This is a genomic window from Leucobacter sp. UCD-THU (assembly GCF_000349545.1).
Lineage (GTDB): Bacteria > Actinomycetota > Actinomycetes > Actinomycetales > Microbacteriaceae > Leucobacter > Leucobacter muris.
This window is the reverse complement of the sequence record NZ_KB714600.1, coordinates 268,758-290,365: the sequence shown is the minus strand read 5'-3', so window position 1 is coordinate 290,365 and position 21,608 is coordinate 268,758. Positions and strand designations below refer to the sequence as shown.

General features: G+C 69.8%; 17 protein-coding genes and 1 tRNA gene. 7 read left to right on the top strand and 11 right to left on the bottom strand.

The window, feature by feature from the left end; all coding sequences use genetic code 11:
* Positions 1-14: 14 nt before the first annotated feature.
* Both H490_RS20690 and H490_RS20685 read right to left on the bottom strand, forming a co-directional pair.
* Positions 15-1,466: an amino acid permease gene (locus H490_RS20690; protein ID WP_017883337.1), complete on the bottom strand. Its 1,452-nt coding sequence runs from the start codon at positions 1,464-1,466 to the stop codon at positions 15-17.
* A 36-nt stretch (positions 1,467-1,502) separates the two neighbouring features.
* Positions 1,503-2,183 carry a TetR/AcrR family transcriptional regulator gene (locus H490_RS20685; RefSeq protein WP_017883336.1) on the bottom strand — a complete coding sequence of 227 codons (681 nt, stop codon included), beginning with the start codon at positions 2,181-2,183 and terminating at the stop codon, positions 1,503-1,505.
* Positions 2,184-2,322: 139 nt separating this feature from the next.
* Between H490_RS20685 and H490_RS20680 the strand changes: the two genes are divergently transcribed.
* Entirely contained in the window at positions 2,323-4,029 is a 1,707-nt protein-coding gene (locus tag H490_RS20680) for an amidase (protein WP_017883335.1), read from the top strand.
* A gap of 132 nt (positions 4,030-4,161) precedes the next feature.
* On the opposite strand, the gene H490_RS20675 is transcribed toward H490_RS20680, so the two are convergent.
* The gene (locus H490_RS20675) at positions 4,162-4,698 is read right to left on the bottom strand and encodes a MarR family winged helix-turn-helix transcriptional regulator (protein ID WP_017883334.1); all 537 of its coding nucleotides are present in this window, start codon (positions 4,696-4,698) and stop codon (positions 4,162-4,164) included.
* A 162-nt stretch (positions 4,699-4,860) separates the two neighbouring features.
* On the opposite strand from H490_RS20675, the gene H490_RS20670 reads away from it, so the two are divergent.
* From H490_RS20670 to H490_RS20660, 3 genes are all read left to right on the top strand, one after another.
* Positions 4,861-4,932, top strand: a tRNA-Gln gene (locus tag H490_RS20670).
* Between the two features lie 166 nt (positions 4,933-5,098).
* Complete coding sequence (gene glmU / locus H490_RS20665; protein WP_017883333.1) at positions 5,099-6,550, top strand: bifunctional UDP-N-acetylglucosamine diphosphorylase/glucosamine-1-phosphate N-acetyltransferase GlmU; 1,452 nt, start codon at positions 5,099-5,101, stop codon at positions 6,548-6,550.
* Positions 6,551-6,555: 5 nt separating this feature from the next.
* On the top strand, positions 6,556-7,533 hold the full coding sequence (locus H490_RS20660) for a ribose-phosphate diphosphokinase (RefSeq protein ID WP_017883332.1): 978 nt from the start codon (positions 6,556-6,558) through the stop codon (positions 7,531-7,533).
* Positions 7,534-7,653: 120 nt separating this feature from the next.
* On the opposite strand, the gene H490_RS20655 is transcribed toward H490_RS20660, so the two are convergent.
* Positions 7,654-9,192 (bottom strand): APC family permease, encoded by a 1,539-nt coding sequence (locus tag H490_RS20655; protein WP_017883331.1) that lies wholly within the window; start codon positions 9,190-9,192, stop codon positions 7,654-7,656.
* A 430-nt stretch (positions 9,193-9,622) separates the two neighbouring features.
* On the opposite strand from H490_RS20655, the gene H490_RS20650 reads away from it, so the two are divergent.
* Complete coding sequence (locus H490_RS20650; RefSeq protein WP_017883330.1) at positions 9,623-11,116, top strand: APC family permease; 1,494 nt, start codon at positions 9,623-9,625, stop codon at positions 11,114-11,116.
* Positions 11,117-11,158: 42 nt separating this feature from the next.
* Here H490_RS20650 and H490_RS20645 read toward each other — a convergent pair whose 3' ends face one another.
* On the bottom strand, positions 11,159-12,322 hold the full coding sequence (locus H490_RS20645; protein WP_017883329.1) for a P1 family peptidase: 1,164 nt from the start codon (positions 12,320-12,322) through the stop codon (positions 11,159-11,161).
* 107 nt (positions 12,323-12,429) lie between these two features.
* Between H490_RS20645 and H490_RS20640 the strand changes: the two genes are divergently transcribed.
* Positions 12,430-13,902 carry an APC family permease gene (locus tag H490_RS20640; protein WP_017883328.1) on the top strand — a complete coding sequence of 491 codons (1,473 nt, stop codon included), beginning with the start codon at positions 12,430-12,432 and terminating at the stop codon, positions 13,900-13,902.
* A gap of 113 nt (positions 13,903-14,015) precedes the next feature.
* Positions 14,016-14,741: a hypothetical protein gene (locus tag H490_RS20635; protein WP_017883327.1), complete on the top strand. Its 726-nt coding sequence runs from the start codon at positions 14,016-14,018 to the stop codon at positions 14,739-14,741.
* On the opposite strand, the gene hpaD is transcribed toward H490_RS20635, so the two are convergent.
* The 6 genes from hpaD to hpaH form a co-directional block, all read right to left on the bottom strand.
* Positions 14,738-15,880: a 3,4-dihydroxyphenylacetate 2,3-dioxygenase gene (gene hpaD, locus H490_RS20630; protein WP_017883326.1), complete on the bottom strand. Its 1,143-nt coding sequence runs from the start codon at positions 15,878-15,880 to the stop codon at positions 14,738-14,740. The genes H490_RS20635 and hpaD overlap by 4 nt on opposite strands.
* 82 nt (positions 15,881-15,962) lie before the next feature.
* Positions 15,963-17,459, bottom strand: a complete 1,497-nt coding sequence (gene hpaE, locus H490_RS20625; RefSeq protein ID WP_017883325.1) for a 5-carboxymethyl-2-hydroxymuconate semialdehyde dehydrogenase — start codon at positions 17,457-17,459, stop codon at positions 15,963-15,965.
* Between the two features lie 45 nt (positions 17,460-17,504).
* Positions 17,505-18,191 (bottom strand): GntR family transcriptional regulator, encoded by a 687-nt coding sequence (locus tag H490_RS20620; RefSeq protein WP_017883324.1) that lies wholly within the window; start codon positions 18,189-18,191, stop codon positions 17,505-17,507.
* A 2-nt stretch (positions 18,192-18,193) separates the two neighbouring features.
* A complete protein-coding gene (locus H490_RS20615; RefSeq protein WP_017883323.1) occupies positions 18,194-19,684 on the bottom strand; it encodes a fumarylacetoacetate hydrolase family protein in 1,491 nt (496 codons plus the stop codon).
* A 213-nt stretch (positions 19,685-19,897) separates the two neighbouring features.
* Positions 19,898-20,716: an HpcH/HpaI aldolase family protein gene (locus H490_RS20610; protein WP_017883322.1), complete on the bottom strand. Its 819-nt coding sequence runs from the start codon at positions 20,714-20,716 to the stop codon at positions 19,898-19,900.
* Complete coding sequence (gene hpaH / locus H490_RS20605; protein WP_017883321.1) at positions 20,701-21,486, bottom strand: 2-oxo-hept-4-ene-1,7-dioate hydratase; 786 nt, start codon at positions 21,484-21,486, stop codon at positions 20,701-20,703. The genes H490_RS20610 and hpaH overlap by 16 nt, the downstream gene beginning before the upstream one ends.
* Positions 21,487-21,608 lie beyond the last annotated feature (122 nt).

Genomic DNA, 21,608 nt, shown 5'->3' with positions numbered 1-21,608 from the left:
ATCGGCGACCGCGCTCAGCCTCCGTGCCGGGCGCCGTCGCCGAGCTCGGGCAGTTCGACGGGGGCGGTGAGCGGACGGCCCTCCCGGATCAGGCGGCGCTTCGTCACGCTCCACATCGCGCCGAGCACGATGAACCAGATCGGGGTGAACAGCAGCGGCAGACGCGTGTCCTCGGCGAGCGCCAGCGTGACGAGGATGAACGCGAAGAAGACGAGCACCGCCCACGGCACGATCCGGGGCAGCGGCGTCTTGAACGACGACCCCGCGTGCCGCTCGGGGTGCTTGCGCAGGTACTGGATGAAACTGATGGCGATCATGCTCCAGATGAAGAGGATGAACGTCGATGCGACCGAGGTGACGAAGGTGAACGCCTCGATCACGCTCTCGCCGAGCAGCAGGATCGGCACCGCCGAGAACACGAACACCGCCGAGAAGAAGACCGCGCGCCGCGGCACGCCCCGGCTGTCGGTGAGGGCGAAGCGCGACGGCGCGTGCCCGTCGTGGGCGAGGGCGTGCATCATGCGGGTGCCCGAGTAGAAGCCGGAGTTCGCGCTCGACGCGGCCGAGGTGAGCACCACGAGGTTGATCGCGAAGGCCGCCGCGCCGAAGCCCGCGTAGGCGAACGTCGTCACGAAGGGGCTGCGGTCGGGGTCGAGCTTGTCCCAGGGGGTGATCGCCATGATCACGGTAAGTGCGCCGATGTAGAAGATGAGCACGCGCACCACGATGGAGTTGATCGCGCGCGGCAGGTTGCGGTGGGGATCCTTCGTCTCGGCCGCGGCCGTTCCGACGAGCTCGACGCCGATGAACGAGAAGATGCCGAGCTGGAAGCCGAGCAGGAAGCCGCTCGCCCCGAAGGGGAAAAGGCCGCCGTGGTCCCAGAGGTGGGCGAGCGACGAGCGGGTGCCGGTGTCGGGGTTCTCGAAGCCGGTGACGAGCAGCACGATGCCCGTCGCGATGAGCGCGAGGATCGCCACGATCTTGATGATCGAGAACCAGAACTCGAACTCGCCGAAGAACCTCACGGGCTGCAGGTTGAGCACGGTGAGCACGGCGGCGGTGATGAGCGCCGGCACCCAGGCCGGAATGGAGGCGTTGATGTAGGAGACGTAGCTGGTGATGGCGATGATGTCGGCCACGCAGATGACCACCCAGGTGAGCCAGTAGGTCCACGAGACGAAGTAGCCGGCCCACGGCCCGATGAGATCCTTCGCGATGTCGCCGAAGGTCTTGTAGTTCAGGTTCGACAGCAGCAGCTCGCCGAGGGCGCGCATGAGGAAGAACATCATGCAGCCGATCACCGCGTAGATGAAGAGCACCGAGGGCCCGGTGAGGCTGATGACCTTGCCCGACCCGAGGAACAGCCCGGTGCCGATGGCTCCGCCGATCGCGATGAGCTGGAGATGCCGGTTCGAGAGGCCTCGTTGGAGCTCTTCGTGCGGCGCCTGGGCGGCGGTCTCGGTCATGTCGTCCTTTCATCGGGCGGGTTCGCCCGACCGAGTCTAACCCCGGCCGGGGCCGGTCGCGGGCGGGACGGGGTCGGCGGCGGCGGAGGCCGCGGAGCCGGTTTCGGCGACGGGCGGGGCGCCAGCTGCGATGAGCGGCCGCAGCGCCGCCCGGACGGCTCGCTGGGCCTCCTCGGCCGTGAGCTGGCCCGTGAGCCAGCGGCCGGAGAGCCCCTCGACGAGGGAGGTCAGGATCAGCGCGGCCTCGTCGGGGTCGGTGCGCGGCGCCGCCTCGGCGAGCAGCCGCCGCACGGCGCGCTGCCAGTCCGAGGTGGATCGGGCGACGGCCGCGGCCCGCTCCTCGTCGAAGACGGCTGCGGCCCGCAGCTCGTTCCACGCCGTCGATCCTGCGCGCACCTGCGGCTCATCGCCGAACTCCGAGCACAGCAGTGCCGCGAGGCGATCCTCCGCGCTGCTCGCATCCCCCTCGGGGAGCGCGCCCGCCCCCGCGGTCGCGGCTCCGCCCGCACCCGCGGCCGCGCGCCGCGCCGCGCTCTCGTTCACGTGATCGAGGGCGGCCTGCAGCAGCCCGTCGCGGTCGCCGAAGTGGTACGAGAGCAGCCCGATCGAGACCCCGGCCTCGCGCGCGACGTCGCTCATGCGGAAGCCTCGCAGCCCGCCCCGCGCGATCACGCGCTCGCACGCCTCGATGATGCGCTCGCGGGCGTCGTTCCCCATGCCGCCCCCTTTTCGCCGCGCGGGCGGACGGGGCCACTTGACACCCGGCCGCTCAGAACTGAAACTATTTTCAGGATACGGCGCACCGCCGACCGTGGCAATGCCCCCTTTCGGGGCAGCAGCAGAGAGACGAGGATCCATGAGCGACCGCACCGAAGCGTTCGAGCTGATCGAGGCGAGCATCGACGACGTGCTCGGCGCGCTGCGCCGCGGCGAGATCACGAGCACCTGGCTCACCGGGCGGTACCTCGCCCGCATCGAGGCCTACGACCGGGGCGAGGACGGCCTGAACGCGATCGTCGTGCCCAACCCCGAGGCGCTGCAGCAGGCCGCCGAGTCGGACCGCCGGTACGCCGCGGGCGAGGCGCGCCCGCTCGAGGGCGTGCCGTTCACCGTGAAAGACTCGTACATGGTCGAGGGCCTCACCGTCGCCTCGGGGTCGCCGGCGTTCGAACACCTCGTCGCGCAGTGGGACGCGTTCTCGGTCGCGAAGCTGCGCGAGGCCGGGGCGGTGCTGATCGGAAAGACGAACATGCCCCCGATGGCCGACGGCGGCATGCAGCGCGGGGTCTACGGCCGCGCCGAGAGCCCCTACAACCGCGACTATCTCGCCGCGGCCTACGCCTCGGGCTCCTCGAACGGGTCGGGGGTCTCCACCGCAGCCAACCTCGCCGTGTTCGGCATGGGAGAGGAGACGGTGTCGAGCGGCCGCAGCCCCGCCTCGAACAACGGACTGTGCGCCTACACGCCGAGCTGGGGCGTGCTCTCGATCCGGGGCAACTGGCCTCTGTTCCCCGCCCGCGACGTGGTGGTGCCGCACACCCGCTCGATGCCCGACATGCTGCGCGTGCTCGACGTGCTCGTGCAGGACGACCCCGTCACCCGGGGCGACTTCTGGCGCAACCAGAGCGTCGTCGCCCTGCCGAAGCCGAGCGAGCACCGCCCCGCCTCGTACCTCGACATCGCCGACCCCGCAGCACTCGCGGGCAAGCGCTTCGCGGTGCCGAAGATGTACCTCGGCGAGGATCCGGACTTCCCGATCGCGGTGCGCCCCGCCGTGCTCGAGCTCTTCGACCGGGCGAGGGCCCGCCTCGAGTCGCTCGGAGCCGAGCTCGCGGAGACCGGCTTCCCGCTCATCGAGCAGTACGAGGGCGATCGCCCCGGGCAGGAGAATGTCGGCGCGCTCGGCGTGCTGCCCGAGGGATGGATGGACACCGAGTTCACCGACTTCCTCGCCTTCGGGTGGGACGACTTCCTGAAGGCGAACGGCGACGCTGCGATCCCCGAGCTCGCGGTGGTGGATCCGGACCGGATCTTCCCGCAGCCCCCCGGCACGCTGCCCGACCGCTACGAAGAGGTCGAGGACTACGAGAACCGCTACCGCGAGACCGTGGCCTACGCGAAGCGCGGCATCCCGGATCCGCGCGAGCGCGCCGACTTCGCCGGCGGGCTGCGCGCCCTCGTGCAGCTGCGCGAGGATCTCTTCGAGCGCTGGCTCGACGAGAACGGCTTCGACGGAGTGGTCTTCCCGGCGAACGCCGACGTCGCCCGCGAGAACGCCGAGCGCGACATGGAGGCCGCCGACCACGCCTGGTCGAACGGCGTGTTCTTCTCGAACGGCAACTACGCGCTGCGCCACCTCGGCATCCCGAGCGTGACCGTCGCGATGGGCGTGATGAGCGACATCGGTATGCCGGTCGGCCTCACCTTCGCCGGAGCCGCCTACAGCGATCCCGCTCTGCTCGGTTACGCCGCCGCGTTCGAGGGCGGAGCATCCGGCACCCTGCGCCGGCCCCCGGCATCGACGCCGGCGCTGCCCGAGGATCGGGTGCTGCCCGGCGCCTGAGCCCGCCTGCTGAGCCCGCGACGCTCCGACTCCGCCGAGCCCCGAGTCGGCGGCCCCGAGGCCACCGACGGGAGGGCGCAGCGCCGTGCTGTTCGGCGGGCCGGGGGCGAAAGGATCGCGCGAGCGATCCGACTAGTCGGTCTGGGGGAGCGTGATCGGCCCGGTCACGGGTTCGAAACGGTCGACGCTGAGTGCGAGTCTGCGCAGCAGCACCGACAGCCGCTCGCGCTCCGAGCGGGCGAGGCCGCCGAGCAGGCGCTCCTCGGCGTCGCTGAGCCGGGTCATGGCCGCGTCGACGAGCGTGAGCCCGTGGGACGTCATCTCGACGAGCACGCCGCGGCCGTCGTTCGGGTCGGTGAGCCGGCGCACGAGGTCGCGCTCGACCATGCGGTCGATGCGGTTCGTCATCGTGCCGCTCGACACCATCGTCTGCTGCACGAGCACCTTGGGGCTCTGCTTGAAGGGCTCGCCGCCCCGGCGCAGCACGGCGAGCACGTCGAACTCCCACGAGGCGAGCCCCGAGCGCTCGAAGGCGTGCGCGCGGGCCCGGTCGAGGTGCTTCGTGACGCGCCACAGCCGGGAGAAGATCGCGAGCGGCGCGAGATCGAGATCCGGCCGCGCGCGGGTCCAGTCTGCGATGATGCGGTCGACCTCGTCCTCATGCTTCATCTCTCCATTATCCGGGTTCGGGCGCCGAGCTTCGAGATCGGGGTCGCTTTTGGTCGCGTGTCTCCGGGTCGCGCGACCAAAAGCGACCCCGATCCGGAATGCGGGGCGGGCGCGGGAGCCCCGGCGATCTGGCAGACTTGTACGGTGCCGTTCGCGGCGCGGTCCGCCTTGGTGTAATGGCAGCACGACAGCCTTTGGAGCTGTGAGGTCTAGGTTCGAACCCTAGGGGCGGAGCGGGGTTTCGATGCGCAGCATCGAATGCCCGCTCCGCCTGCGCTCACCGGTGCAGGCGGAGATGAGTGAAGCGAAGCTTCTCCGTGCGGGGAGCGGGCCCACTCGGAAACCGCGCCGAAGGGTGCTGATCCGGGAACAGTTCGACACCGGGTAAGGAAACCATCACATGTCAGACCGTCACATAGCCGTCGTCATCCTCGCCGCGGGGCAGGGCACGCGCATGAAGTCGTCGCTGCCGAAGGTGCTGCACCGCATCGGCGGCCGCTCGCTCATCGCGCACGTGCTCGACACCGCGGCCGGCCTGTCGCCGCAGCGGGTGCTCGCCGTGGTGCGGCACGACCGGGACCGGGTGGCCGAGGCGATCCTCGATCACGCGCCCGACACCGTGATCGTGGATCAGGACGCGATCCCGGGAACGGGGCGCGCCGTCGAGCAGGCGCTCGCCGCCCTGCCCGACGACTTCGAGGGCTCGGTCGTGGTGCTGTCCGGCGACGTGCCCCTCATCGACACGGCCACGCTCGACCGCCTCGTGCGCGGGCACCTCGAGGGCGGCCGTGCGATGACGATGCTCTCGGCGATCTTCGACAATCCGACGGGTCTCGGCCGCATCCTGCGCGACGCGGGCGGCTCGGTGACGGGCATCGTCGAGGAGAAGGACGCGAGCGAGTCGCAGCGCCGCATCACGGAGATCAACGGCGGCATCTACGTGTTCGCGCGTCGCGCGCTCGAGTCGGCGCTCGCGCAGATCGACACGAACAACGCGCAGGGCGAGAAGTACCTCACCGACGCCGCGGCCCGCATCCTGTCGGGCGGCGGAGCGGTCGAGGCGGTCGCCACCGACGACCCGTGGATCATCGCCGGCGTCAACGACCGCGCGCAGCTCTCCGATGCCGGCCGCGAGCTCAACCGCCGCATCGTGCGCGATCACCAGCGCAACGGGGTCACGATCCAGGATCCGGCCACCACCTGGATCGACGCCGATGTCTCGATCGAGGCCGACGCCGAGATCCTGCCGGGCACCTTCCTGCACGGGGCCACGACGATCTCGACGGGCGCCGTGATCGGCCCCGATACCACCCTCGTCGACTGCGAGGTGGGCGAGGGCGCGCGGATCCGCCGCAGCGAGGCCACGCTGGCGGTGTTCGGGCCCGCGGTGAGCGTGGGGCCGTTCTCGTACATCCGTCCCGGCACCGAGCTGGGCGCGGGCGGCAAGCTCGGCGCGTTCGTCGAGACCAAGAACGCGAAGATCGGCGACGGCAGCAAGGTGCCGCACCTCAGCTACGTGGGCGACGCCGTGATCGGCGACGACAGCAACGTGGGGGCGGGCACGATCTTCGCGAACTACGACGGCGTGCAGAAGCACCAGTCGGTCGTGGGCGACGGGGTGCGCATCGGCTCGAAGAACGTGCTGATCGCGCCCGTTACGATTGAGGATGGCACGTACACGGCTGCTGGCACGGTCGTGCGGAAGAACGTCCCCTCGGGGTCGCTGGCGCTCAGCGTGGCGCCGCAGCGCAACATCGAGGGGTGGGTAGCCGAGCATCGGCCCGGCACGAGCACCGCCCGAGCGGCGGAGCTCGCACAGGAATCGAAACGAGCAAAGGACAGCGGGAAGTAGCACCCATGAGCAAGATCGAGATGGCGGGGCAGAAGAAGCTCGTCCTCATCACGGGCCGGGCATACCCCGAGCTCGCCGAGCAGGTGGCCGCCGAGCTCGGCGCCGAGCTCGTTCCGACCGACGCGCGCACCTTCGCCAACGGCGAGCTGTACGCCCGATTCGACGAGAGCGTGCGCGGCGCCGACGCGTTCGTCATCCAGTCGCACACCAACCCCATCAACGAGTGGCTCATGGAGCAGCTCATCATGGTGGACGCGCTGAAGCGGGCCTCCGCGAAGCGCATCACCGTGGTGGCGCCCTTCTACCCCTACTCGCGCCAGGATAAGAAGGGCCGCGGCCGCGAGCCCATCTCGGCGCGTCTCGTCGCCGACCTGTTCAAGGCCGCGGGCGCTGACCGCATCATGTCGGTCGATCTGCACGCACCGCAGATCCAGGGCTTCTTCGACGGCCCGGTGGATCACCTGTTCGCGATGCCGGTGCTGCTCGACCACTTCAAGCGCACGATCGACCGCGACGACCTCACGGTCGTGTCGCCCGATATGGGTCGCGTGCGCGTCGCCGACGTGTGGAGCGACAAGCTCGACGCGCCGCTCGCCATCATCCACAAGCGCCGCGATCCGCTGGTGCCGAACCAGGTCTCGGTGCACGAGATCGTGGGCGAGGTGAAGGATCGCTGGTGCGTGGTGGTCGACGACATGATCGACACGGGCGGCACGATCGCGAAGGCGGCCGAGGCGCTGAAGGCGAACGGTGCGAAGGGTGTCACGATCGCCTGCACGCACGCGATCTTCTCGGGTCGCGCGACCGAGCACCTCTCGCAGGATTTCATCGACCAGGTGGTCGTGACCGACACGCTGCCCGTCGGCCCCGACAAGCAGTTCGACAAGCTGACCGTGCTGCCGATCGCCCCGCTCCTCGCGAAGGCGATCCACGAGGTCTTCGAGGACGGCTCGGTCACGAGCATGTTCGAGGGCGCAGCCTGAAGCACAACGCGCCAGCGTTTTGCCGGGCTGCGGTGCCGCCCACGACGGCAGCCTACGGAGTGAAACGAGCGAGGGCCCGGGAGCGATGCTCCCGGGCCCTCACCCGTTTCGCGACTGCGGTCAGCTCTCGTCGACCACCTCGAGCACCTCGGTGCCGTAGGCGCCGGGCTCGGTGCCGTGGCCGATGCGCCGGTACACTTCGGGCTTGCTGGAGCGCAGCACGAGGCCCCACACGATGCCGATGATGCCGGCGGCGAAGATGAGGCCGGGCAGGATGAAGGTGGTGGCGTCGGGCTGCTCCTGGTCGAGCATCAGCTGGAAGTTGGCGAGGATCATCACGAACACCCAGAGCAGGGCGAGGCCGGAGACGACCGGTGCGATGACCGTCGTCCAGAGGCTCAGGCCGCGGCGATCCTTCCGGAAGAAGCCGATGACGGCGGCGGCGATGATCGCCATGAGCAGCACGAGCGCGGCGGCGCCCGTGTTGGTCAGCCAGGTGAACATGGTGAGCACCGGGTAGAGGAACGCCATCTCGCCGAACATGGACTCGGCGGCGCCGAACGCGTCGCCGACGAGCGCGAAGCCGGCCACCACGACGACCGCGATGACGGTCTGCGCGACGGAGCCGGCCCACGGGGCGCCGTGCTTGCTGGTGTGCGCGAACCACGCGGGCAGCACGCCCTCGCGACCGAGGGAGAAGAAGTAGCGCGCGACGGCGTTGTGGAACGACTGCAGCGCTGCGAAGAGGCTCGTGATGAACAGCAGGGTCATGATGTCGGCGAAGATGACGCTCGTGTGCTCTCCCATGAAGACGAACATGAGGTCGGGGCCGAAGGTCTGCGACTGCTCGACGATCTGCGAGGGCCCGATGCCCACGGAGAACGCCCACGCGCTGAGGGCGTAGAAGACGCCGATGATGGCGACGGCCGCGTAGGTGGCGCGGGGGACGGTGCGCTTCGGATCCTTCGCCTCTTCGCCGTAGATGGCGGCTCCCTCGAAGCCCATGAACGCGGCGACGCCGAAGACGAGGATGATGCCGAGTGCGGGGCCGAAGAGCTGGGAGGGGTCGAGGGTCGCGGTGGAGACGCCCTCGGGCGCGACGTTCAGCGAGACGATGTCGAAGACGATGACGACGAGGAACTCGAGGCCCACGAGCACGCCGAGCACCTTCGCGGAGAGGTCGACGCGGTTGACGCCGAGCACGCCGACGACGACGATGCAGAGCAGGATCCAGAGCCACCAGGGGGAGGCGAATCCGAACTTGGCCTCGAGGAACATGGAGAGCTGGAAGCCGAACAGGCCGTAGATGCCGACCTGCATGGCGTTGTAGGCGACGAGCGCGATGAGCGAGGCGCCCACGCCGAGGGGTCGGCCGAGGCCGCGCGAGATGTAGGCGTAGAAGGCGCCCGCGTTGGTGATGAAGCGCCCCATCGCGGTGTAGCCGACGGCGAAGACCGCCAGGATGACGGCGATGAGCAGGAAGCCGAGGGGCACGCCGAGCGAGCCGGTCACGGCGAAGGACGTGGTGACGCCGCCTGCGACGACGGTGAGCGGCGCGGAGGCCGCGATGATCATGAAGGTGATGGCTGGAACGCCGAGCGTGCGGCGGCTGAGCCCCGCGTCCTGCGGGACTTCGGTGGGTGCTGCTGGGGCGGTCATGGGGTTTCCTCTCGGTGTGGCTGCGTTGCCGGTGCGCCGACGGTGGCGCCGGAGGCATGCTCGTGTTGAGTCTATGAATGGGCCGGGAGAGAGCGAAGGGCAAGGCTGTGCGGTGGGCGCACGGGGCTTGACGATGCGCGCAAGACTGTCCAAATGGATAGTGTCGGATCCCGCCGTTTCCGGCCCAGCGGCATGTGCGGCAGCGCGGATCATCGCCGTTTTCTTGACTGTGAGCGCGAACCGGGCCCCGAGATCCCCGCGGAGGGGCGAGCCGTGTTATGAAGAGGGCACGGAAGCCCGCGGTGCGGTCGAGGAGGATCGCGCCGCCGGCTCCGCGGATCGCGGGCGATTCCGCGCCGCGCATCCGACGACGCACGAGAACCCCACCGAACACAGGCTCTCCCCGAGCGCGGACACAAGGAAGTCTCCCATGAACCACACCTCTCAGAATCAACTCGCGAGGAACAAGCTCGGCGTCTCGTCGATCGTGTTCCTCGTGCTCGCCGCGGTCGCCCCCGTCACGGTCGCGATCGTCGTGCTGCCGCTCGCGATCTCGTTCGGCAACGGCGGCGGCACCCCCGTCGCGGTGGTCATCGTCGCGATCGCGCTGCTGCTCTTCGCGGTCGGCTACGCGCAGATGACGAAGGAGCTCACGAACGCGGGCGGCTTCTACGCCATCGCGGTCAAAGGACTCGGCAGGGCCGCCGGCCTCACCACCGGCATCATCGCGACGATCGGCTACAACGTCTTCGTGGCCGGTGCGCTCGGCACGATCGGCTTCTTCACCGGCGCGGTGGCCCTGCCGATGATCTTCGGGATCGAGCTGCACTGGTACCTGTGCGGCTTCGTGCTGTGCGTCGTGGTCTTCCTGCTCGCGCGCTCCGGCATCCACGTCAGCGCCCTCGTGCTGGGCGTCGCGCTCGTGCTCGAGATCCTGCTCATCCTCGCCTTCGCGTTCTCGGTGCTCTTCACGACGGGCTTCGACATCCAGGCGATCACACTCGCGTTCAGCCCCGAGATCCTGGTGGGCGGCTCCGTCTGGATCGCGCTGCTGCTCGTCGCCACGGCCTTCGTCGGGTTCGAGGCCACGGCGCTGTTCGGTGAGGAGGCGCGCGAGCCGCGCAAGACGATCCCGCGCGCGACCTACGTCGCGATCGTCCTCATCGGCGGGCTCCACGCGTTCGGCGCGTGGGCGATCGTGAGCGCGCTCGGCGTGTTCGACGCGCAGCAGACGGCGCTCGACCACCTCGACGGCGGCGACCTGACGCTCATGCTCATGGACCAGTACCTCGGCCCGGTGATGGGGATCGTCGCCATCGTGCTGCTCGTGGTCAGCCTGTTCGCGGCGCAGCTCGCGTTCCACAACTCGGCCGCCCGCTACCTCTACGCGCTCGGCCGAGCCCGCGTGCTGCCCCGCTGGCTGGCGCAGACCAACGCGAAGGGCGCGCCCCAGCGCGGTCTCGCGGTGAATCTGGTCTTCGCGCTCGTGATCGCCGGCGTCTTCGCGATCTTCGTGGAGACCGACCCCGAGGGCAACCCGCTGCCGCCGGTGGCGACCCTCGTGCCGGTGGGTCTCGGCTTCGGCACGCTCTCGATCATGATCGTGCAGGCGATCGCCGCGCTCGCCGTGGTGGTGTACTTCCGGCGCAAGCGCGATCCGCGCATCTGGAGCACCCTGATCGCCCCCGGCCTGGGCTTCCTCGCGCTGCTGCTCTTCAGCATCATGGCGATCGTGAACTTCGACCTCGTGGCGGGATCGAGCGCCCTGTACGTGCTCATGCTGCCGTGGGTGCTGGTGCTCGCGGTGGTGGGAGGTGTGCTCTACGCCGGATACCTGAAGTCGAAGCGTCCCGAGACCTATGAGAGCCTCTCGCGGGATCTCGAGAACTTCGAGGAGCTGGAGGAGGCGGGCGCGCCCGAGTGAGGCGGTCGGGCCCGGCTCGAGCCGGGCCCGTTCACGGCACGCTCACGCCGCGGAGAACGCGGCCCGCACCTCGTCGTGGGGCAGCGCGAAGCTCTCGCGCCCCTCACGGCCGACCGTGTCGCGGGCGGCGACGAGCGCGTTCAGCACCGCCTCCTCGGTCGCCTCGACGACACCGGCGAAGAGGGGGTCGATGCGTCCCCACGCGACGTGCGCGATCTGCTCGACCACGGGCCCCGTCGCGGCCATCCGCGATCCGAGGGAGCCCTCGTTGGCGGTCGAGAGCGCGAGGAAGATGTCGCCCGAGAAGTGGCTGCCGGTGGTGCCGGTGCGCGCGAGGCCGAGCGGTACGCGGCGGGCGAGCGCCTCGCACTGGTCGGGCAGCAGGGGGGCGTCGGTGGCGACGACCACGATGACGCTGCCGGCGCCGGGAACGGCGCGGGCTCCCGAGAGCTCGCGGTCGAACCAGTCGCTCGTCTCCATCGGGTTGGGCGCCCGCGACTCGCGGCCGAGGGGTCGGCCCGCGATCTTGAGCTCCTCGCGGGAGCCGAAGTTCGCCTGCAGCAGCACGCCGACCGTGTACGACTCGTCGCCGATGCGCACGGTGCGCGAGGCCGTGCCGGTGCCGCCCTTGAAGCCGTAGCAGTTCATGCCGGTGCCGCCGCCGACGCTGCCCTCGGCGAGCGGGCCGCCCGAGGCCGCGTCGAGGGCCTGCTCGGCGTGCTCGGGGCGCACGGTGTCGGCGTTGATCGAGTTGAGGTAGCCGTCCCAGGTCTCGCCCACGACGGGCAGCATCCACGCGGCCGCGCTCTCGGGGTGGTGCGCCGCCATCCAGCGGTCGACGCCGCGGTGCACCGAGCCGACGGCGTGCGAGTTGGTGATGGCGATGGGCGCCTGCAGCTGCCCGGACTCCTCGATCCAGCTGCGACCGGTGAGCTCGCCATTGCCGTTGAGCACTGCGACGCCGGCGGCGCAGGGAAGGCCCGCGCGGTCGCGCCCGCGCGGAAGGATGGCGGTGACGCCGGTGCGCGCGACGACGGGCGCGTCGTCGGTGATCGTGACGAAGCCGACCTCGAGGCCCGGCACGTCGGTGATGGCGTTGAGCGGGCCGGGCGTGCCGTCGAGGGGCACGCCGAGGTCGCGGGTGCGAGGGGCGGCCCCGGCCCCCTGGTCACCCAGCGGGGGTGCCGACTCCGAAGTATTGAACATTGTTTAATCCTTCCGTTTGTGATTACACTACATTTTCGAGGCGCTAAGCGCGATCATTCGATCCGTGTTTGAAGAATGCCACGCGTCCCGATGACGAAGGAGTCGACATGTCAGCACCGTCCACCACCGTAACGGCGACGAAGGGCGGTGAGCTCGCGGCCGGGCGACTCGGCACCTGGGACATCGTCTTCTTCGTCATCTCGGCCGCGGCGCCCCTCACCGTGATCGTCAGCGGCGCGATCACCTCGTTCCGCATGGGCGGCATCGGCGCGCCCGGCGCGATCCTCTTCTCGGGCGCCGTGCTCATCTGCTTCGCGTTCGGCTTCACGGCGATGTCCCAGAGCGTGCGCAACGCCGGCGCCTTCTACGCGTACGTCTCGCGCGGCCTCGGCAAACCGGCGGGCCTCGCGGTCTCGTCGGTCACGGTGTTCGCCTATGTGGCGCTCGTCGTCTGCTTCTACGGCTTCATCGGCTTCTTCGCCGAGTTCACCTTCGCCGAGCTCTTCGGCGTCGAGCTGCACTGGGGCGTCTACTCGGTCGCGGCGGTGCTCATCGTGGGGCTGCTCGGCTACAACAAGGTCGACGTCGGCGCGAAGGTGCTCGCGGTGCTGCTCACCCTCGAGGTCGCGATCCTGCTCGTGCTCGCCGTCGCCGTGCTCGTCGACGGCGGCCCCGAGCCCGCGAGCCTCGCCTCCTTCGACCCGCAGAACGTGTTCTTCGCACCCGGCGCGGGGGCGCTCTTCGTCATCGGCTTCGGCGCCTACCTCGGCTTCGAGAGCACCGCGATCTACGCCGAGGAGGCGAAGCGCCCGGAGCGCACCGTGCCCCGCGCCACCATCATCGCGATCGCGTTCCTCGGCGTCTTCTACGCCTTCACCTTCTGGATCCTCACCCTCGCGTTCGGAGCCGACGGCCTCATCGAGCTCGCCCGCAGCGACGCCTTCGAGACGCTCGTCATCGAGGGCACGGGCGACTACGCCGGAGCCTGGGCAGCGTTCGTCATGAAGATCCTCATCGTGACGAGCTTCTTCGCCTGCGTGCTCGCCTTTCACAACGCCTGCACCCGCTACCTGTTCTCGCTCGGCCGCGAGGGGCTGCTGCCCCGCGCCCTCGGGCGGTCGAGCGCGCGCAGCCAGTCTCCCGCCGTCGCGAGCATCACCCTCTCGGCGATCTCGCTGCTCGCGGTCGTGGTCGCCCTGCTGCTGCGGGCCGACCCGTTCCTCGGGCTCGCGATCTGGACCTACGCCACGGGCGTGCAGGGGCTCGTCTTCGCCCAGGCGGTGACCGCGGTGGCCGTGGTCTGGTACTTCGTGAGAGATCGCCGCGGCCACAGCGTCTGGCGCGTCGTCGCGGCCCCCGCCATCGGAGCGATCGGACTGATCATCGGCTACTTCCTCATCGTCACGAACTTCGAGGTCGTCACGGGGCTCGAGGGGCCGATCAATCAGGTGCTGCTGCTGCCGACCCCGATCCTCTTCATCGGTGGCATCGTCGTGGGCCTCGTGCTCAAGAAGCGCAAGCCCGCCTACTACGCGAGCCTCACCGAATCGGTGAAGGTCGTGCCCCGGGGCGCCGAATAGGGCGCGGGATCGCCGGCCGTCGCCCCGCGCGGGGCGACGGGCCGGCGCGGACTCCGACGCTGCGAGCGTCGTGCTCCGGGGGTCCCGCGCTCATCTCCCGCTAGGCTGACACCATGAACGCGACCGCGCGCCGACGCCACGAACGCCGCGAAGACATCATCCGTGCGTTCTGGCGGGTCGCCCGCTCCCGCCCGCGCAAACCGATCAACGTGCGCGCCGTCGCGGCCGAGGCCGAGATGAGCCCGGCCAACGTGCTGCACTACTTCTCCAGCCTCAACGAACTGCAGATCACCGCGCTCGCCGGGGCGATGGAGCAGTTCAGCGAGCAGCGCCAGCGCATCATCGACCGGCCCGAGAGCGCCGCCGACCGTATCTACGCCCTCATCGACGCGGGTGTGCCCGACGAGATCAGCGACGAGCTGCGCTACGTCTACGAGAGCGTGCCGATTCTCGCCGAGCACCCCGAGTACCTGCCCGCGCACCGCGCCCTCACCGAGCGCCAGATCATGCTCTACCGCACCCTCATCGAGATCGGTGCGGGCACGGGGGAGTTCGCGCTCGCGTCGCCGCCCGGCATCATCGCCCGCAACCTCGTCGCGCTCGAGGACGCCTACGACCTCTATCCGCTCGTGGGTGATCGCACGCCGCGGGAGGAGTGCCGCGCGGCCGTGCGCAGCTACGCCGAGCTCGCGCTCGGGATCGCGCCGCGGGAGCCGGGCCCTCGCACCCTCGGGCCGGCCCCGCCGCACCGTGCGGGCGGCCGGGATCCGGACCCGTCCCCGCACGTAGAAGGGCCCGGGCGCGCAGTGCGCCCGGGCCCTTCGCGAACCGCTCCTTAGAGGGTCTCGCCGAGCTTGAAGCCCTTCACGTCGTCGCCCTCGCGAGTGTACGAGAAGCCGTCGGCGCCGATGGTCACGGCCATCTCGCTGTTGTCGGTGCGAGCCACGACGGGCTGCGGGTTGCCGTCGAGGTCGAGCACGAGCGAGGCGTCGGTGTACCACGAGGGCACGACGGGGTTGCCCCACCAGTCGCGGCGCTGGTTGTCGTGCACATCCCAGGTGACGACCGGGTTGTCGGGGTCGCCGGTGTAGTAGTCCTGGGTGTAGATCTCGACGCGGTGGCCGTCGGGATCGCGCAGGTAGAGGTAGAACGCGTTCGAGACGCCGTGACGGCCCGGGCCGCGCTCGATGTGGTCGCTGAGGCGCAGCGCACCGAGCTTGTCGCAGATCGCGAGGATGTTGTGCTTCTCGTGGGTGGCGAAGGCGACGTGGTGCATGCGGGGGCCGTCGCCGCCCGTGGCGGCGGTGTCGTGCACGGTCGGCTTGCGGCGCAGCCAAGCGGCGTAGACGGTGCCCTCGTTGTCCTGGATGTCCTCGGTCACGCGGAAGCCGAGATCCTGGTAGTGGCGCACTGCGCGAGGCACATCGGGGGTGACCTGGTTGAAGTGGTCGAGGCGAACGAGCTCGCCCGGCTTCTGCAGGTCGTAGCGCCACGAGAGACGCTCGACGTGCTCGGTCTGGTAGAAGAACTCGTAGGGGAAGCCGAGCGGATCGACCACGCGCACCGAGTCGCCGATGCCCTTCACGAAGCCGTTCTCGTTGCGGCGCACGTCGCAGCCGAGCTCCTCGTAGAAGGCGACGGCCTTGTCGAGATCCTCGGGGGTGCGTACGCGGTACGAGAACGCGGCGACGGCCGCGACCGGGCCCTTGCGCAGCACGAGGTTGTGGTGGATGAACTCCTCGGTGGAGCGGAGGTAGATGACCTCGTCGTCCTCGTCGGTCACGTACAGGCCGAGCACGTCGACGTAGAACTTGCGCGATGCGGCGAGGTCGGTGACGACGAGCTCCATGTAGGCGCAGCGCAGGATGTCGGGAGCCTCGGCCTGGGGCGTGGTGATCGGGTTGTCGCTCTCGATCGGGGCCTCCTGGGTGACCCAGAAACCCGAGGAGGTCTTATCGCTTTCGTTGAGTTTTGCCATGAGTGAGCGTCCTTGCTGTGTGGGGGAGGGGGGAGGTGCGGGATCCGGGCCCCGCATGGGGATGGGCCCGGATCCCAGGGGGTTACTTGCCGGCGCCGAACCTGGGGCTGTGCGCCTCGTTGAGCGTGATGTGCACGGCCTGCTGATCGGTGTAGAAGTCGATCGAGCGGTAGCCGCCCTCGTGGCCGAGGCCCGAGGCCTTCACGCCGCCGAACGGGGTGCGCAGGTCGCGAACGTTGTTCGAGTTGAGCCACACCATGCCCGCCTCGACCGCCTGCGCGAAGTTGTGGGCGCGCTTCAGGTTCGAGGTCCAGATATAGGCAGCGAGCCCGTACTTGGTGTTGTTGGCGAGCTCGAGCGCCTCTTCGTCGGTGTCGAAGGGGGTGATCGCGACGACGGGGCCGAAGATCTCCTCCTGGAAGATGCGTGCGTCGGGCTTCACATCGGCGAACACGGTCGGGGCGACGTAGTTGCCCGTGGGGAAGCCCTCGGGGCGGCCGCCGCCGGCGACGAGGCGGCCCTCGCCCTTGCCGATCTCGACGTAGCTCATGACCTTCTCGTAGTGCTCGGGGTGCACGAGCGCGCCGACCTCGGTCTTGGGGTCGCTCGGCAGGCCCACGACCACGTTCTTCGCGCGCTCGGCGTAGCGCTCCACGAACTCGTCGTAGATGTCGCGCTGCACGAGGATGCGCGAGCCCGCGGTGCAGCGCTCGCCGTTCAGGCTGAACACGCCGAACACGGTGGCGTCGAGGGCGGCCTCGAGATCCGCGTCGGCGAACACGACCGCGGGGCTCTTACCGCCGAGCTCCATCGAGAGGCCCTTGAGGTAGGGCGCGGCATTGCCGAAGATGATCTGGCCGGTGCGGCTCTCGCCGGTGAACGAGATGAGCGGAACGTCGGGGTGCTTCACGAGCGAGTCGCCCGCGCTCTCGCCGAAGCCGCCGACGAGGTTGAAAACGCCGTCGGGCACGCCGGCCTCGCGGAAGATCTCGCCCCACAGCGACGCCGAGAGCGGGGTGAACTCGGCGGGCTTCAGCACGACCGTGTTGCCGGTCGCGAGCGCAGGGCCGAGCTTCCACGACTCGAGCATGAAGGGCGTGTTCCACGGGGTGATGAGACCCGCGACGCCGATCGGCTTGCGGTTCACATAGTTGATCTGACGGCCGGGCACCTTGAAGGTGTCGTCGTGCTGCGCCACGATCAGGTCGGCGAAGAAGCGGAAGTTCTCTGCCGCGCGACGGGCCTGGCCCTTCGCCTGCGTGATGGGCAGGCCCGAGTCGAAGCTCTCGAAGCGCGCGAGCTGTTCGTCGCGCGACTCCACGATGTCGGCGACCTTGTGCAGGATGCGGGAGCGCTCGCGGGGGAGCATCTTGGGCCAGGGGCCCTCGTCGAACGCGCGCTTCGCTGCGGCGACCGCGAGGTCGATGTCGGCCTTCTGGCCCGAAGCGGCCATGATGTAGGTCTCGTTGGTGACGGGGTCGAGAACCTCGAACTCCTCGCCGCCGACCGAGTCGACGTGCTTGCCGTCGATGAAGTGGCGGATCTTGTCTGGCAGCCCTGCGGGCTTCTCCTGGGTCATGTTTTCGCCTCCGGTGGTGGGGTTGGGTGGGTCTGTCGGGGTGGATCAGGCGGCCGGGGTCGGCTGCCGGTCTGGGGCGTGCTTGTGCTCTTCGGAGTGGGCGAGCACGGCTTCGAGGGTGGCGGTGCGGTGGGCCCGCGCCGCCATCTCGATATCGAGCGGGTCGGCCTTGCTCTCGATGAGCCGCAGCAGGCGCTCGTGCTCCTCGACCGACTCCTGCGCGCGCCCCGGCACGAAGCTGAAGGAGGAGTTGCGCAGCACCTTCATGCGGTTCCAGCCGCGGTGCACGAGGTCGAGGATGTGCGGGTTGGGGCAGGTCTCGAACAGCACGCTGTGGAACTCGAGGTTGAGCTCGGTGAAGCGCAGCGGGTCGAACGAGCTGAGCGACTCGCGCATCGTCTGGTTGACGGCTCGGGCGCGGGTGATCTGGTCGGCGGTGATGTGCGGTGCGGCGAGCCCCGTGGCCGCGCCCTCGACGAGCGCGAGCGTCTGCATGGTGTGCAGGTACTCGGTCTCCTTGACGAGCGAGACCTGGGCGCCGACGTTGCGCTCGAAGGTGACGAGCTGCTCGGCCTCGAGGCGGCGGATCGCCTCGCGCACCGGCACCACCGACATGTCGAGCTCGTTCGCGATGGTCGCGAGCACGAGGCGGTAGCCGGGCACGTACTGGCCGCTGTCGATCCTGCTGCGGATCAGGCGGTACGCCCGCTCGGACTTGGACTCTGCTGACACGGTTACGCCCGCGCTTCCTGCTCGGCCTCGTACTTCGCCTTCCACTCGGCGTTCATCGGGAAGAGCCCGTCGACGGGCGCGCCCTTCGCGACCTGCTCGGCGACCCACGCGTCGGCCCGCTCCTGGGCGGCGGCCTCGCGGGCCACCTCGTCGAGCAGGAACGGCGGGATCACGATGACGCCGTCGCGGTCGCCCATGATGATGTCGCCCGGCTGCACCGCGGCGCCTCCGCACGCGATGGTCACGTCGGTCTCCCACGGCACATGCCGGCGGCCCAGCACGCTGGGGTGGGCGCCCTGCGAGAAGACGGGGATATCGAACTCCTGCACGGCCGCGAAGTCGCGCACGCCGCCGTCGGTGACGATGCCGGCCGCGCCGCGCACCTGGGCGCGCAGGGCGAGCACGTCGCCCACGGTGCCGGTGGAGGGGACGCCGCGGGCCTCGACCACGAGCACCTCGCCCTCGTTCACGGTGTCGAAGGCGCGCTTCTGCGCGTTGAAGCCGCCGCCGTACTGCTTGAACAGGTCGGGGCGGAAGGGGATGAAGCGCAGGGTCTTCGCGGTGCCGAGGATCGTGTCGCCCTCGTGGTTCGGGTGCACGCCGTCGATGAAGATGTCGACGTAGCCGCGCTTGCGCAGCGCCGCGGAGACGGTGGCGACGGCGACGCCGTCGAGCAGCTCGCGGATCTCGGCGGTGAGGGGGCTCGCCTCGGGCTGCTCGTCGAGCGGGGTGGCACGGCCCGCGGCGACCGCGGCCGCGTGCTCCTGCTCGCTGCCCCACGCTTCGATGCGCTGCTTGTCGTCGACGGCGGGCTTGTTGCCGAAGTCGCCGAACTCGTGGTCGCCCTGGGCGACGGTGGTGACGAGGCGGCCGGTGCTGGGGGCGCCGGGCGCGGTCGGGGCGTCGACCTCGACCTCGACGACGTCGCCGGGGATCACGACCGAGGAGCCCGCGGGAGTGCCCGTGAGGATGACATCGCCGGTCTCGAGGGTCATGTGCTGCGAGAGGTCGGCGATGAGCTGGCCGAACGAGAACTTGAGGGTGTCGCTCGTGTCGTCCTGGGCGAGTTCTCCGTTGACCCAGGTGCGCACGCGCCACTGATCCTGGCCGATGCCGTCGGTGGGGATGGCCTTCGGTCCGATGGGCGTGTAGCCGTCGCCGCCCTTGTTGCGCACGTTGGACCCTTTGTCTGCGGCGCGCAGGTCGTACAGGCCGAAGTCGTTGGCGGCCGTGACGAAGGCGACGTGCTTCCAGCCGTCCTCGGGGGAGACCCAGCGGGCAGGTTCGCCGATCACGAGGGCGACCTCGCCCTCGAAGGCGAGCAGCTCGGTGCCGGCGGGGCGCTCGATAGTGCTGCCGGTGGGGGCCAGCGACGAGGCGGGCTTGAAGAAGTAGGAGGGGAATGCGGGGGTGCGGCCGCGCTGCGCGATCCGCGACGGATAGTTGAGATGGACGGCGATGATCTTGCCGGGGGTCTCGATTCCGTACGTCATGGCTACCTCGCTCATCTGGCTCACGCCCGAGGGGACGATCGCTCGTTGTATTTCTTATCGTATACGATCTGGATGGATTTGGGAAGCGGGGGCTCGATCCCCCGCTTCCGAGAACCCGGAGCCCCGAACCGCTGCCTCCTCGCCTCCGCGACCGGCAGTCCGGGACTCCGCGTTTCTGGGTGTTGAACTGTGCGACCCCGCGGTGCGGAGGGGCTAGTAGCTGGAGCGTTCCGCGGCGGCGGCGCCCGCGAAGCGATCCACGACGGCCTCGGTCTGGCGGGCGAGGATCGCCACGTCGGCGCCCACCGCCACGAACGAGGCGCCCGCCTCGATGTAGCGCTCGGCATCGGCCTCCACGAAGGCGTTGACGCCGACCGGCTTGCCCGCAGAGACACCCGCGGCGATCGCGCGCAGCACCGAGTCCACCACCTCGGGGTGGTTCTGCTGGCCGAGCAGCCCCATCGACGCCGCGAGGTCGGAGGGGCCGACGAAGATCGCGTCGATCCCGTCGACCGCCACGATCCGCTCGACGTCGGCGACCGCGGTCGCCGACTCGATCTGCACGGTGAGGCTGATCGTCTCCGAGGCGCGACCGAGGTAGCCCTCGACGCGGTTCCAGCGCGCGGAGCGCGCGAGCGCCGACCCCACGCCGCGCACGCCGCCGCCGGCCGAACCGTCGGGGTAGCGCACGGCGCGCACGACCTCGGCCGCCTGCTCGGCCGAGTCGACCATCGGGATCAACAGGTTCTGCGCTCCGAGGTCGAGGAACTGCTTGATGGTGACCGAGTCGCCGAAGGGCGGGCGCACGAGCGGCGCCACCGGGTAGGCCGACATCGCGTAGAGCTGCGCGAGCACCGACTCGAGTCCGTTGGGGGAGTGCTCGGCGTCGAGCAGCACCCAGTCGCAGCCGCTGCCGGCCACGATCTCGGCGGTGATCGGGCTGCCGGCGCACGCCCAGAGGCCGATGAGCGGTCGGTCGGCCGCGTCGAGTCGTTCGCGCAGCGTAGCGGGCAGCTCTAGACGAATCGGCATGTCACCGCCCCCAGCTCGTGGTAGTCGGCGTGCACGGTGTCGCCGCGCTCCACCCACATCGGCTTGGTGAAGGATCCCGCGAGGATGATCTCGCCGGCCTCGAGGGTCTGGCCGTGCTGGGCGAGCTTGTTCGCGAGCCAGGCCACGCCGAGGGCGGGGTGGCCGAGGACGGCGCCCGCCACGCCGGAGTCCTCGATGGTCTCGTTGCGGTAGAGCAGCGCCTTCGCCCAGGTGAGGTCGAGCTCATCGACCTTCACGGGGCGGCCGCCCAGCACCATCGCGCCCATCGCGGCGTTGTCGCTGATGGTGTCGACGATCGTGCGGCCCTCGAGCTCGAGGTGCGAGTTGAGCACCTCGAGCGCGGGCACCACGTAGGCGGTGGCGTCGAGCACGTCGAAGATCGTGGTGCCGGGGCCCGAGAGCGGCTTCGAGAGCACGAAGGCGAGCTCGACCTCGATGCGCACGTTCGAGAAGCGGTCGAATTCGAGCACCGAGCCCGACTCGTAGACCATGTCGTCGTGAATCACGCCGTAGTCGGGCTCGGAGATGCCGGTGGCGACCTGCATCACCTTCGAGGTGAGGCCGATCTTGTGGCCGACGAGGCGGGCCCCGTCGGCGATGCGCCGATCCGACCACACCTTCTGAATGGCGTACGAATCCTCGATCACCATGCCGGGGTAGCGGGCGGTGAGCTTGGGAAGGATCGTGCGATCCCTGTCCGCCTGCACCAGTTCATCCGCGATGGATTCGATCTGTGACTGCTCGAGCACGAGGCCTCCGTTTCTGCGTGTGCGCGGTGCTGCGCTCTGCCGCTCCGCATCGCCTGCCTGCGATCGTATACGATTCAGCTCGATCCGCGCCAGTGGGCGAGGTCGATTCTGCCGTGTTGAAT

What these genes read in the sequence shown, in the direction of transcription:
- H490_RS20635 (WP_017883327.1), top strand. Translation starts at nt 14,016, where the DNA reads ATGAACGCGACCGCGCGCCGACGCCACGAACGCCGCGAAGACATCATC.
- H490_RS20645 (WP_017883329.1), bottom strand. Translation starts at nt 12,322, where the DNA reads ATGTTCAATACTTCGGAGTCGGCACCCCCGCTGGGTGACCAGGGGGCC.
- H490_RS20610 (WP_017883322.1), bottom strand. Translation starts at nt 20,716, where the DNA reads ATGCCGATTCGTCTAGAGCTGCCCGCTACGCTGCGCGAACGACTCGAC.
- glmU (WP_017883333.1), top strand. Translation starts at nt 5,099, where the DNA reads ATGTCAGACCGTCACATAGCCGTCGTCATCCTCGCCGCGGGGCAGGGC.
- H490_RS20655 (WP_017883331.1), bottom strand. Translation starts at nt 9,192, where the DNA reads ATGACCGCCCCAGCAGCACCCACCGAAGTCCCGCAGGACGCGGGGCTC.
- H490_RS20650 (WP_017883330.1), top strand. Translation starts at nt 9,623, where the DNA reads ATGAACCACACCTCTCAGAATCAACTCGCGAGGAACAAGCTCGGCGTC.
- H490_RS20660 (WP_017883332.1), top strand. Translation starts at nt 6,556, where the DNA reads ATGAGCAAGATCGAGATGGCGGGGCAGAAGAAGCTCGTCCTCATCACG.
- H490_RS20640 (WP_017883328.1), top strand. Translation starts at nt 12,430, where the DNA reads ATGTCAGCACCGTCCACCACCGTAACGGCGACGAAGGGCGGTGAGCTC.
- H490_RS20685 (WP_017883336.1), bottom strand. Translation starts at nt 2,183, where the DNA reads ATGGGGAACGACGCCCGCGAGCGCATCATCGAGGCGTGCGAGCGCGTG.
- H490_RS20615 (WP_017883323.1), bottom strand. Translation starts at nt 19,684, where the DNA reads ATGACGTACGGAATCGAGACCCCCGGCAAGATCATCGCCGTCCATCTC.
- H490_RS20680 (WP_017883335.1), top strand. Translation starts at nt 2,323, where the DNA reads ATGAGCGACCGCACCGAAGCGTTCGAGCTGATCGAGGCGAGCATCGAC.
- hpaD (WP_017883326.1), bottom strand. Translation starts at nt 15,880, where the DNA reads ATGGCAAAACTCAACGAAAGCGATAAGACCTCCTCGGGTTTCTGGGTC.
- H490_RS20675 (WP_017883334.1), bottom strand. Translation starts at nt 4,698, where the DNA reads ATGAAGCATGAGGACGAGGTCGACCGCATCATCGCAGACTGGACCCGC.
- hpaE (WP_017883325.1), bottom strand. Translation starts at nt 17,459, where the DNA reads ATGACCCAGGAGAAGCCCGCAGGGCTGCCAGACAAGATCCGCCACTTC.
- H490_RS20690 (WP_017883337.1), bottom strand. Translation starts at nt 1,466, where the DNA reads ATGACCGAGACCGCCGCCCAGGCGCCGCACGAAGAGCTCCAACGAGGC.